At 63.9% G+C, this 11128-nt stretch carries 13 protein-coding genes; 8 read left to right on the forward strand and 5 right to left on the reverse strand.

All coding sequences use genetic code 11. The features are described from left to right. The first annotated feature begins 1 nt into the window (after position 1). Genes rbfA through CWE17_RS02755 form a run of 4 tightly spaced genes read left to right on the forward strand, consistent with a single transcriptional unit; the run spans position 2 to position 4098 of the window. Positions 2 to 409: a 30S ribosome-binding factor RbfA gene (gene rbfA, locus CWE17_RS02740; protein ID WP_131454851.1), complete on the forward strand. Its 408-nt coding sequence runs from the start codon at positions 2 to 4 to the stop codon at positions 407 to 409. After that, positions 406 to 2040, forward strand: a complete 1635-nt coding sequence (locus tag CWE17_RS02745; RefSeq protein WP_131454852.1) for a glycoside hydrolase family 3 N-terminal domain-containing protein — start codon at positions 406 to 408, stop codon at positions 2038 to 2040. The genes rbfA and CWE17_RS02745 overlap by 4 nt, the downstream gene beginning before the upstream one ends. A 40-nt stretch (positions 2041 to 2080) precedes the next feature. Continuing rightward, positions 2081 to 3292 carry a glycosyltransferase gene (locus tag CWE17_RS02750; RefSeq protein WP_131454853.1) on the forward strand — a complete coding sequence of 404 codons (1212 nt, stop codon included), beginning with the start codon at positions 2081 to 2083 and terminating at the stop codon, positions 3290 to 3292. Then, positions 3292 to 4098 carry a uroporphyrinogen-III synthase gene (locus tag CWE17_RS02755; RefSeq protein ID WP_131454854.1) on the forward strand — a complete coding sequence of 269 codons (807 nt, stop codon included), beginning with the start codon at positions 3292 to 3294 and terminating at the stop codon, positions 4096 to 4098. The genes CWE17_RS02750 and CWE17_RS02755 overlap by 1 nt, the downstream gene beginning before the upstream one ends. On the opposite strand, the gene CWE17_RS02760 is transcribed toward CWE17_RS02755, so the two are convergent. Genes CWE17_RS02760 through zds form a run of 3 tightly spaced genes read right to left on the reverse strand, consistent with a single transcriptional unit; the run spans position 4074 to position 6510 of the window. After that, positions 4074 to 4634 (reverse strand): hypothetical protein, encoded by a 561-nt coding sequence (locus CWE17_RS02760; protein WP_161971405.1) that lies wholly within the window; start codon positions 4632 to 4634, stop codon positions 4074 to 4076. The two genes, CWE17_RS02755 and CWE17_RS02760, sit on opposite strands and share 25 nt — an antisense overlap. After that, a complete protein-coding gene (locus CWE17_RS02765; protein WP_131454856.1) occupies positions 4585 to 5034 on the reverse strand; it encodes an SRPBCC family protein in 450 nt (149 codons plus the stop codon). Before CWE17_RS02765 ends, CWE17_RS02760 begins: the two co-directional genes overlap by 50 nt. Positions 5035 to 5037: 3 nt before the next feature. Next, entirely contained in the window at positions 5038 to 6510 is a 1473-nt protein-coding gene (gene zds / locus CWE17_RS02770; protein ID WP_131455194.1) for a 9,9'-di-cis-zeta-carotene desaturase, read from the reverse strand. Between the two features lie 84 nt (positions 6511 to 6594). On the opposite strand from zds, the gene CWE17_RS02775 reads away from it, so the two are divergent. From CWE17_RS02775 to CWE17_RS02790, 4 genes are all read left to right on the forward strand, one after another. Then, the gene (locus tag CWE17_RS02775) at positions 6595 to 7032 is read left to right on the forward strand and encodes an iron-sulfur cluster assembly accessory protein (RefSeq protein WP_131454857.1); all 438 of its coding nucleotides are present in this window, start codon (positions 6595 to 6597) and stop codon (positions 7030 to 7032) included. A gap of 85 nt (positions 7033 to 7117) precedes the next feature. Further along, positions 7118 to 7501 (forward strand): hypothetical protein, encoded by a 384-nt coding sequence (locus CWE17_RS02780; RefSeq protein ID WP_131455195.1) that lies wholly within the window; start codon positions 7118 to 7120, stop codon positions 7499 to 7501. A gap of 1 nt (position 7502) precedes the next feature. Further along, the gene (locus CWE17_RS02785) at positions 7503 to 8708 is read left to right on the forward strand and encodes a lipid-A-disaccharide synthase-related protein (RefSeq protein ID WP_131454858.1); all 1206 of its coding nucleotides are present in this window, start codon (positions 7503 to 7505) and stop codon (positions 8706 to 8708) included. Then, on the forward strand, positions 8705 to 8974 hold the full coding sequence (locus tag CWE17_RS02790; RefSeq protein ID WP_131454859.1) for a hypothetical protein: 270 nt from the start codon (positions 8705 to 8707) through the stop codon (positions 8972 to 8974). Before CWE17_RS02785 ends, CWE17_RS02790 begins: the two co-directional genes overlap by 4 nt. Here the strand turns inward: CWE17_RS02790 and CWE17_RS02795 are convergent. After that, complete coding sequence (locus CWE17_RS02795) at positions 8916 to 9857, reverse strand: TIGR01777 family oxidoreductase (RefSeq protein ID WP_131454860.1); 942 nt, start codon at positions 9855 to 9857, stop codon at positions 8916 to 8918. The two genes, CWE17_RS02790 and CWE17_RS02795, sit on opposite strands and share 59 nt — an antisense overlap. Before the next feature lie 35 nt (positions 9858 to 9892). Then, entirely contained in the window at positions 9893 to 11125 is a 1233-nt protein-coding gene (locus tag CWE17_RS02800) for a cation:proton antiporter (protein ID WP_131454861.1), read from the reverse strand. Positions 11126 to 11128: the final 3 nt, after the last annotated feature.

Here is an 11128-nt window from a genome sequence, read left to right on the forward strand (position 1 = left end):
GATGGCACCGGGACGGCGTGTCGAACGAGTTGCGGCCTTGATCCGACGCGAAACAAGCGAATTACTGATCAACGGCATCCGCGATGAGCGGGTGCATCAGGGCATGGTGAGCATCACCGAAGTGGAGGTCAGCGGAGACCTGCAGCACTGCAAGATCTTCGTGAGCATCTATGGCGATGACAGCCAGAAACAAGAAGTGCTCGCAGGACTGCAGGCTGCCAGCGGCTTCCTGCGTGGTGAACTCGGGCGTCGGTTGCAGATGCGTCGAGCACCTGAGGTGGTGTTCCAGCAGGATCGCGGGATTGAGAAGGGCACCTCCGTGTTGAGCCTGCTCAACCGCCTGGAGGAGGAGCGTCAAGAGCGGGGAGACATCCCCGAAGGCTCCGACGCGGATGATGAGCGGCCATGAGCCCCGAGGCCGAACTGCGACGACAGGTGGCCTCGCTGCTGGTGGTGCGCGGCAGCGGCCATGCTGAAGACCGACAACGCCGCTACCCCCGCTGGGAACTCCCGAATCAGGAGCTGCGTCGTCTGATCGGTGAGGGGATTGGTGGTGTCATTCTGCTCGGCGGCAGCAGCACCGAGCTGCAGCAGCGCTGCCAAACCCTGCAGAGCTGGGCCCGAGAGCCGTTGCTTCTGTGTGCCGATGTGGAGGAAGGGGTCGGCCAACGCTTCGAGGGGAGCACCTGGCTGGTGCCTCCGATGGCCCTCGGCCGACTGCATGCCCGCGATCCCGAACGAGCGATTGCGCTGGCGGAGCGCTACGGACGCTGCACCGGACGTCAGGCCAGACGCTGCGGACTGAACTGGGTGCTCGCTCCGGTTGCTGATGTGAATAACAACCCGGGAAATCCGGTCATCAACGTTCGGGCCTGGGGCGACTCTCCAGACTGTGTGAAGGCCCTCGCCTGTGCCTTCCAGCGGGGACTGGCCAGCACAGGAGTGCTCGGCTGCGCCAAACATTTCCCTGGCCACGGGGACACCGGCGTGGACTCCCACCTGCAGCTGCCGGTGCTGCGCCACGACAAAGCTCGCCTGGAGCGCGTGGAACTGCCCCCTTTTGCGCAGCTGATCCAAACTGGAGTCGACAGCGTGATGACGGCCCACCTCCTGATCCCGGCCCTCGATCCCGAGCTTCCAGCCACCCTCTCCCGGGCAGTACTCACCAATCTGTTGCGAGACGATCTGGGCTTCCAGGGGCTTGTCGTGACCGACGCACTGGTGATGGAGGCGATCAGCAAGCGCTGGGGTGCCGGCGAGGCAGCGCGGCTGGCCTTCGCCGCTGGGGCGGATCTGATCCTGATGCCGGCGGATGCCGATGCCGCCATCGAGGCGATCGTGGCTGCTCTCCAGAGCGGCGTCATCCCCCGGGAGCACCTAGAGACGGCTCTCGCCCGCCGGCAGCAGGCGCTCCAGAAGGTCGCGGCAGCTGCCGCCTCCGGAGCGACGGGCGAGGGGTTTCAAGACGAGCCCCTTGAACTCGATGGGGAGAGGAGCCTGGCTTTGGAGCTGATTCAACTCAGCCTCGAGACCCAGGGACCACTGCCCCTGCCACCTCTCAACGCTGAAGGGATCAACCTGCTGCGAGTCGACACTGTTCTGCCATCGCCCCTGCTGCGAGCCGATGCACCGTCGCTGGCGCTAGCGGAGGCAGCTGGCTATCGAAGCCTGATCTGCCACCCCCAAGGCATCTCGCCATGGCAACCAGGAGCGGACGAGAACCCCCTCGCTCTTGAGCGCCTCGGCGATGGGAATGTGCTGCTGCAACTGTTCCTGCGGGGCAACCCCTTCCGGGGCGAGCGGGATCGAGCCGAACCCTGGAGCGCAGCCCTGCGGCAACTCCAGAAACAGCAGCGACTGGCGGGTCTTGTGGTGTATGGATGCCCATACACCTGGGCCAATCTGCGCAGGGAGCTCGAGCCGCAGATCCCAGCGGTCTATGCCCCAGGACAGATGGCTGAGGCTCAGCAGGCAGCACTTTCGCTGCTGCTGGGATCATCGGAACCGAGCGCCATGGCCGTCGAGGGCTTCACGGACTGAGCAGCAGCCGTAACCTCCCACCAGTTCCGGGCCCGATCCGATGCTCAGTCTTTCGATGATCGTGCGCGATGAAGCGCAGCGTCTGGAGGCCTGCCTGGGATCCGTCAAGGACCTGGTGGACGAGATGGTGGTGGTAGACACGGGCTCCACCGACAACACCATTGCGCTGGCGGAACAAGCGGGTGCGCGGGTGGAGCGCATCGACTGGCCAGGCGACTTCGCCCCAGCCCGCAACGCAGCCCTCGAGCATGTGAAGGGCGACTGGGTGCTGGTGCTGGATGCCGATGAGCAACTGCGCCCAGAAGCCATCCCCCCCCTCAAGGCATTGATGGCCCAGCCGGATGTGCTCGTGGTCAACCTGCTCCGCTACGAGCAGGGGGCAGCCATGGCGCCCTATTCCAGCGTGAGCCGACTGTTTCGCCGACATCCCGACATTGCTTGGAGCCGGCCCTATCACTCCATGATTGACGACAGCGTGCAGGGGATCCTGGAGCGCGAACCCCATTGGCGCATCGTCAACTGCAGTGAGCCGGCCCTGCTGCATGACGGCTACCGCCCTGAGCTGTTGCAAGGGAGTGACAAAGCCGAACGCTTGCGCCAGGCCATGGAAGCCACCCTTGCGGAGCACCCCGACGACCCCTATGCCTGCGCGAAGCTCGGCGCCCTCGAGGTTTCCGAAGGCAACAAGGAGCGGGGCATCAGCCTGCTTCAGCAGGGACTCGCGGCCCTGGAAGCAACCCAGGGAGAACAACGACCTGCCGAGCACTACGAACTGTTGTTGCACCTGGCGATCGCCCAAGCAGAAACGGATCCAGACACGGCCATCCGCACGTACCGCAAGGCGCTGGAGCTGCCGATCGGCACCCGACTGGGCCTGGGCGCTCGCTTGAACCTGGCGGCCCTGCTGCTTCAGCAGGGGGCACTCGAGGAGGCCTTGCAGCTCACTGGCACTGCCACCCAGAGGGCACCGGAGGTGGCCCTTGCTTGGTACAACCTTGGCCTGATGCAACGCCGTAAGGGCGACATCGCCGCATCCCTCCAGGCCTATGAACGGGCCCTGACCCTGAACCCTCAGCATGCGGAAAGCCACCAAAACCTGGCGGTCGCTCGGCTGCTCGGGGGCGACATCGATGGGGCCAGGAGCAGCTTCCGTCTGGCCATTGAGCTGCTGCATCAACAGGCACGCCCACAGGATGCCCAGGCGCTGCGGGCCCAGGTGGAGGGCCTCGTGAAACTGGACGAGGCACGCTGATGAGCAACGCAGCGCAGCCCCTGCTCGGGCGCACCGTCGTGGTCACCAGGGCTCAGGAGCAGCAAGGGGAAGCCAGGAAGCAGCTCGAGCAGCTCGGTGCGGCGGTGCTCGACCTACCGGCTTTGGTGATCGGCCCGCCCGATGAATGGGGGCCGTTGGATGACGCGTTGTCGGAACTGGATGAATTCCATTGGCTGGTGGTCTCCAGTGCCAATGGGGTGAACGCGGTGGAGGAGCGCCTGCAACTGACGGGCCGCAGCCTCAGCCGTCGCCCCGCGAGCCTGAAGATTGCCGCCGTTGGCCGCAAAACTGCAGCGGCCCTGGAGGCGCTTGGCGCTCCCGCGGATTTCGTGCCGCCCACCTTCGTGGCAGACAGCCTGATCGAGCATTTCCCCGTGTCGGGGTGGGGCCTTCGCCTGCTGCTGCCACGCGTGCAGAGCGGCGGTCGCACCGTGCTGGCGGAAGCCTTCGGGGAAGCAGGGGCCAGGGTGGTGGAAGTGGCCGCCTATGAATCACGCTGCCCTGCAGACATGCCGGCTGTCACCGCAGAGGCCCTGAAGAACCAGCAGGTGGATGCGATCACGTTCAGTAGCGGGAAGACCGTGTCGCATACCGCATCCCTGCTAAGCGAATGCTTTGGCGCTGATTGGCAGGCACTCCTGCGGGAGGTGAAGCTGATCTCGATTGGTCCCCAAACCAGCATGCGTTGCCGCGAACTGCTGGGCCGGGTGGATGGCGAAGCCGACCCCCACGACCTGGAGGGGTTGGTGCAATGCTGCGTTCAGGTCATGCAGACGGGCGGCTGAAGCTTGGCACCGACGGCATAGGTGAGACAGCCCCTGCGCAGATCGATCGCCCGCACGCTCCAGTCGGGAGGAAGGAGAGGTGCCGACTCAGCAAAACAACGGCCGCGCGTTCCGACGCAGACGGCACCGGAGCCTGCATCCGTCGTGATCAGCGCCTGGAGCTGACCGCCCACGGCGAGCACCCCCTGCAGGCTGAGGATCGGTGCAGATCCGGAGGTCGCTGGCTCGGCCTGCGCACCTCCAGCCGTTGCAGAAGCGGCAGGGAGGGGAAGGGCCGCGAATGGATCAGGACGGCCGCGCGGCACAGCCGCCTCCACTTGAGCGCTACTGGGCAGAGCCACCAGCCCTGGAGCCTGAAGAGTGGGTGCTGCCGACTCGGCACCCTCAGCTCGTTTCTCCGGAGCAGAAGGCTGAACAGATGGCGCTGGGCTCTGCATGCGCGCAACTGGAGTGCCACAGGCCGCCAACAGGGTGCAGAGCAACAGCTCAGCTCGAAACGGCGTAATCGCTTTCCACCAGGTCACGGAAACGGTCAAGGTTGGCCTGCAACTCGCGGGTGACAATCCCACCCAGGATGGTCGGTTCCATCAGGGGTGCCAAGACTCCAGGCAGCTCATAGGTGACACTCAGCTTCACCACCGTCCGATCATCCGCCTCGGGATAGAAGCGGACGGCCCCCTTGGTGGGCAGCCCGCCTACGGACTCCCAATGCAGCTGCTGTGCTTCCACGCGGGTGGTGATCCGGGCCTTCCACTGAAATCGGAATCCTTGAGCGGCAAGGGTCCAATCGGTGAGATCAGGATCCTCGAGGGTCTTCACTGACTCAATCCAGCGCATCCACCGCGGCATCGCCTCGAGGTCACTCCACACCGCCCAGACGCGGTCCACCGGCGCTTTGACCTCCGTGGTGACGGTGTGTTCGAGCCAACGTCCCATGGTTTAAGCCACTGCCGTGTTGGTGGCCAGTGCCGCAGGTCTGTCGAGAATCGCAGCAGCGGCAAGATGTCCGCTCATCGTCGCCCCCTCCATCGAGTCGATGTAGTCCTGCCGTGTGTAGCTCCCTGCCAGGAAGAAGTTGCTCACGGGTGTGCGCTGCTCAGGGCGGTAGGGCTCCATCCCTGGTGCCTCCCTATAGAGCGACTGGGCCAGCTTCACCACGTTGCTCCAGGTGAGTGTGAGCTCCTTGGCAGAGGGGAACAGAGCGCGCACCTGCGCATCGGTATGGGCGACGATCTCATCCACTGACTTCGGAATCCAGGGATCGCCAGGCGTCAGCACGCACTGCAGCAGTGAGCCCTGGCCCTCTTTGCGGTAGTCCTCTGGACTGGCCAGGGCCAGATCCGCAAAGCAACTGAAATCTGCATCAGCGGTATAGAGCAGGTTGTCGAGTCCAGCAGGCTTCGAGCAATCACGGCGACGCTGGTCCTGACCCTGCTGATCCCCGAGTTCGGTCACCCAGCCGTCGTAGCGGAGCTGGACAGTCGCCACCGGAACGGCCTCCAGCCGGTGGATCGCGTCGAATTGCGGGAACCGACGCCAGTCTTCAGGCAACAGACGCTGAATGCCAGGCACGTCGCATGCGGCCAGATAAGCATCGGCTTCCACATGGATGTCTCCTTCAGGGGTGCCAAGGGTTAGGCCACTCACCTCCGGCTGATCGGCAGCGTTGCAATGCACCTGCTTCACCCGGTGGCGCAGATGCAGCTGCCCCCCACGGGCCTTGATGTAATCCAAGATTGGCCCTGTGAGCCAGCGATGGGGGGATCCTTTGAGCAGATTGAGCTTCGAGGCTTCCGTCTTCGCCGCAAACATCATGAAGATGGTGAGCATGCAGCGCGCAGAGATCGCCTCACAATCGATAAATCCGAGGGCATAGGCAATCGGATTCCACATCCTGCGGATGCTCTCGGGGCTGCCACCGTGGCCGACGAACCAGTCCTGAAAACTGACGGAATCCAGGGCCCGGATCGTCCGCATGGCCCCCTCGTAATCCACCAGCCCCCTCACGATCGGACTGGTGCCCAGGGCAAGGGCATTGCGCAACTTATCGATCCAACTGAGCTGGGGGGTGGTGAAAAAGGCCTTTAAGCCGTTGAAGGGGGCACCAATCGGAAAACGAAAGTCGAGCTCGCGCAGGTCACCACCCAAGTTCACGAACAAGTGGGTGTGATCCTTGGGCAACAGATTCTCGATCGCTCCAACCTTGCGCATGAGCGCAAACAGGTTGGCGTAGTTGAAGAAAAACACATGCAACCCCATCTCGATGTGGTTGCCCTGGTCGTCTTCCCAGCTGCCCACCTTGCCGCCAAAAAATGGCCGCGCCTCATAGAGGTTCACCTCGTGCCCGGCATCCACCAGATCCACGGCGGCGGCCAGACCGGCCAACCCAGCGCCCACGATCGCGACCCGCACCGGCAGCATCCGCCAACAACAGGACGACTCTATGAATCGGCAGGACGCAGCGGGGATCCATACAGTGAGGGCAGGTCTGAACCCATGCCCGTGACCGCATCCCCTCTCAACGCTGCCACGACCAACACGGCTGACGGCAAGGCTGACGGCACGGCGCCCCACACCGGGAAGGACGGCAAGGGGATCCTGATCACAGCCACGGCCATGCAGCAGCTCGCCAAGCTCTGCCGCGAACAGGGAGAGGATCGTGTCCTGCGGGTCGGGGTGCGTTCCGGTGGCTGCAGCGGCATGAGCTACACGATGGATTTCGTGCCGGCGAGCGAGATCGAGGAGGGCGATGAGATCTACGACTACAGCTCCCCAGATGGCGCCAACTTCCAAGTGATCTGTGATCCCAAGAGCCTGCTCTACATCTATGGAATGCAGCTGGATTTCAGTACCGCCCTCATCGGTGGTGGCTTCAACTTCACCAACCCCAATGCCACTCAGACCTGTGGCTGTGGCAGCTCCTTCGCCGTTTGAGTCCGCTGCATGGGAATCTGAGAGCACTGCAGGAACAACCTGAACGGTGAACGCGATCAACGAGGAAAGCCTGTTTGAACAGGCGATGGGCCGTTATCAGAGCGGCGCAGAGGCCTCAGAACTGCTGGATGACTTCATCGCGATCACGAACGCGGCCCCCAGGCAATCGGCAGGCTGGACCTGCCTGGCCTGGCTCCAACTGCTCTGTGATCAGGGGGAAGAAGCCCTGCGTTCGGCCCGCACAGCGGTGAAACTCAACCCCCAAGACCCTCAAGCCAGGATCAACCTTTCTCTCGCCATGCTGGAAACCGAAGCCAAAGGGGTGCGCGATCACATCCAGATGGTGCAACAGGTGCTGGCGATGGCTCCGGAGGTGGGAGACGAGCTCAAAGCCTCGATCGCCGATGGCCTGGCCCGCAAGCCCGGCTGGCCCGCCCTCACCAAGGTGAAGGCCTGGTTGGAGCTCTGAGGTGTCGCGCCTGCTGCTGCTGAGCAATGGCCATGGCGAAGATCTCTCTGGCGCCCTGCTTGGCCTTGCCCTCCAGCAACTCGGCCATCAGGTGGATGCCCTGCCTCTGGTGGGGAACGGCCACCCCTACCGAGAGGCAGGACTGCCACTGATCCTGCGCACCCGAGAATTCAGTACAGGTGGACTGGGCTACACGAGCCTGCGCGGCAGGCTGACGGAACTCGTGCAGGGTCAGGTGCTCCACCTGCTCGGTGGCCTGGTGAGGCTCCTGAAGGTCGCCCATCGCTACGACCTGGTGGTGGTGGTGGGTGATGTGATTCCGGTGATGGCGGCCTGGCTCTGCCGAAGGCCGGTCGCCACCTACCTCGTGGCCTACTCCAGTCACTATGAGGGGGTGCTGCGCCTGCCCTGGCCCTGCGGCAGCTGCCTCTCAGGCCGTCAGTCACGCCTGGTCTTCAGCCGGGACCAACGCAGCGCCGATGATCTGAGCAGGCAGCTGGGACGGCCGGTGCGCTTCCTTGGCAACCCCTTCATGGATCCTGTCCTGCAGCGCCAGGAACCGCTTCCCTCCTGCAGGCGGCGTCTTGGCCTACTCCCAGGAAGCCGGCGCCCGGAATTGGAACAGAACCTCCTGCTGCTGCTTCAAGTGGTGGAGAGGCTGCCGGAGCCGCTGATCAGCAGCGGCGAACTGGCCCTTGACCTGGCCCTGGTCAACAGCTTTCCCGACCCTGAATTGGCCGCGTTGGTGAGCCAACGGGGCTGGCAGATGAACGTCAGCGGACAGCTGGTGCAAGGAGGCCGCAGGATCACCCTGCGGCGCGGCTGTTTCGGTTCCGTCTTGCAGAGCTCAAATCTGCTTCTTTGCATGGCTGGAACCGCCGCAGAGCAGGCGGTGGGCCTGGCCAAACCTGTGCTGCAGCTGGCAGGGCAAGGCCCCCAGTTCACGGCCAGCTTTGCCGAGGCCCAGCGGCGCTTGCTTGGCCCCACCGTCTTCTGCGCTGAGGGTCCCATCGGCAGCCCTGAGACCCTGAGCGCGACAGCGCAGCTCGCTCTAGAGCTACTGGAGCGCAGTGCCTCGGATCCTCAGCTGCAGGAGCAGTGCCGAACCGAAGCCCGCATCCGCCTTGGCACGATTGGCGGCGGCACCAGGATCGCCCAGGCGATCGATGATCAGCTCCACCTCTGCCAAGGCCCCCTTACGACATGAACGCGAATCCGCAGGAACCGCTCTGGAAGCGCTGGCTCGACCGGCTGCTGGTGCTGAATGTGTTTCTCGTTCTTGCAGGCGCGTTCTGGTTTGCAGCGGCCGTTCTGGCAAGCAGTCAGGGGGTTGAACAACCCCTGCGACTGTTTCAGGAACTCTGGGAGCCCTTGTTTACTCCGGCCATCGGCCTGCTGATCAGCGCAGCCCTCATCAGCGGCGGCTGGTCTTGGTGGCAGAGGCGAGGGCCTCGATCAGATCAGGATGGCTGAAGCGGAAGCCCAGTGGCTCAAGCCGCTCGGAACGCACCTGCTGGCCGTCCAACACCACACGAGCCCCATCACCCAGCAGCAGATGGAGCACCGGTCCAGGAACTGGCAGCAGGCTGGGACGCCCCAAACAGCGACCAAGCGTGGAGGCGAACTCCGCCATGCTCACTGGGTTAGGAGCGACGCCATTCACCACCCCTGACCAGGCCGGCGTCTCCAGGGCGGTCTGAATCAGACGACAGAGGTCAGTGCGATGAATCCAGCTCATCCACTGACGGCCGGTGCCGATCGGACCACCGAAGCCAGCCCGGAACACCGGCAGCATCTTGCCCAGTGCTCCGCCATCGCCGGCCAATACGATGCCGATCCGCACCACCACCAGTCTTGTGGCCAAGGGCTTTTGCGCTGCGGCGGCCTCCCAGGCCTGACAGAGCCGACCAAGGACATCATCTCCACCTGCACTGGATTCCACGAAGGAGGCGGTTTCACTGGTGCCGTAAAAACCGACGGCCGAGGCATTCACCAAGACGGAGGGAGGCTGCTCCAGGCCCGCCATCGCCTGCACCAGATGCTCCGTGGTGGCGATGCGGCTATCGAAGAGCCGCTTCAGATGCTCGGGAGTCCAACGTTGCTCGGCAATCGGCTCCCCAGCCAGATTCACAACGCCTTCAGCTGCTACCAACGCTGCATGCAACGCTCCAGCCTTCTCCCAGCTGGATGACTGGGCCGGATCCACCCCCACCCAGGTGACCTCAGCCGCCCCAAGCTCCATCCTGACCGCCTCCGGACGACGGCTGACGACCGTGAGCTCGTGCCCCTGCTGGAGAAGCATGGGGATCAATTCACGGCCCACCAGACCGGTGCAACCGAGCAGCAGCAGGCGCATGGGGCTTGATTGGCGAGGCTCTGAAGGCTAAGGGCCTAGGGACCGCTAACGGGAAGCGTGATCTTCATGCGACGGGCGAGGGGCACTAACGCGAACCCCTGAATGAACAATCCGAACAGAACCACCGCCAGGGCAAGCGGTGGCATCTCGCGTCCCCAGGGCACTCCGGAAGCCCAGGCATCAATCGCTAGAGCAATCGGCACCGCCCCCCGCAAGCCTGCCCAACAGACGAACATTCGCTCAGGAGGGCGAAATGGCGTACGCAGGAGCAGGGCCTGAACGATCACCAGTCGCACCAGCTGCATCACGAGGAAGAGGAGCAATCCCCAACCCGCTGCAAAAACGACATTTTGAGGTTCCACCACAAGGCCCATGCAAAGAAACAGCACGAGCTCGGCCATCTTGGCGAAACTGGCATGGGCCTCCTCAAGGACGGCCTGATCGAGGCTGGGGCCATTGCCGAGCACCAGACCGGCCACATAAGCCGCGAGCAGGGGGCTTCCGCCCATCAACGCCGCACCGCCACTGAGCACCATCAAGAGAGCCAGGCTCACCAGCGGAAGCATCGTGTTGTGGTTCAGGCTGGTGCGACTGCCCAGCAGCTGCACGGTGACGCTGCCGCCAAGAAAGCCCAGCAGGATGCCGAGGAGGAACTGGCGAACCACATCGATCACCAGATCAGCAGCGGCGACCCCCTCGCCACCGGCAAGGGCAAGTGCCACCCCTGCCAGAACAACAGCCATCGGGTCATTGAACCCGGATTCGGTTTCAATCAGATCCATCAAAGGCTGGGGCAGCTGACCCGCCAGGGGGCGGAGCAGTGCCAGCACGGCCGAAGCGTCGGTACTCCCGACCATGGCGCCCACGAACAGGGCCTTGGGCAACAGAGCTGCCATGGAGCCATCGGGGTCAAGGGACCCGAAACCAAGGATCACCAGTGCGATCAGCACTGAGGTCAGGAGAACCCCCAACGTGGCAAGCCTCGCCGCAGGGCGAATCACAGCCCTGACCTCAGCCCAGTTGGTGGTCAGCCCCCCAAAGAACAGCACTAGCACCAGAGCCATCTGAGTGATCTGCGCGGCGTGACTCAGGCTGAGCAGGGAAGCTGTGCCTGAGGAGACTTCCAGCTTGTTGTCGATCAACAGCCCAAGTAGAAGCACCATCAAGATGCCCGGCACTCGGATCCGAGCTGCCAGATCATCGAGAAGCACCGCCACCAGCAGCAAGCCACCGAAAGCAAGCAGATACACCGCCAGTTGATGGGCCAAGCG

It is taken from the genome of Synechococcus sp. BS56D (assembly GCF_004332405.1).
In the GTDB taxonomy this organism is placed as follows: Bacteria; Cyanobacteriota; Cyanobacteriia; order PCC-6307; family Cyanobiaceae; genus Synechococcus_C.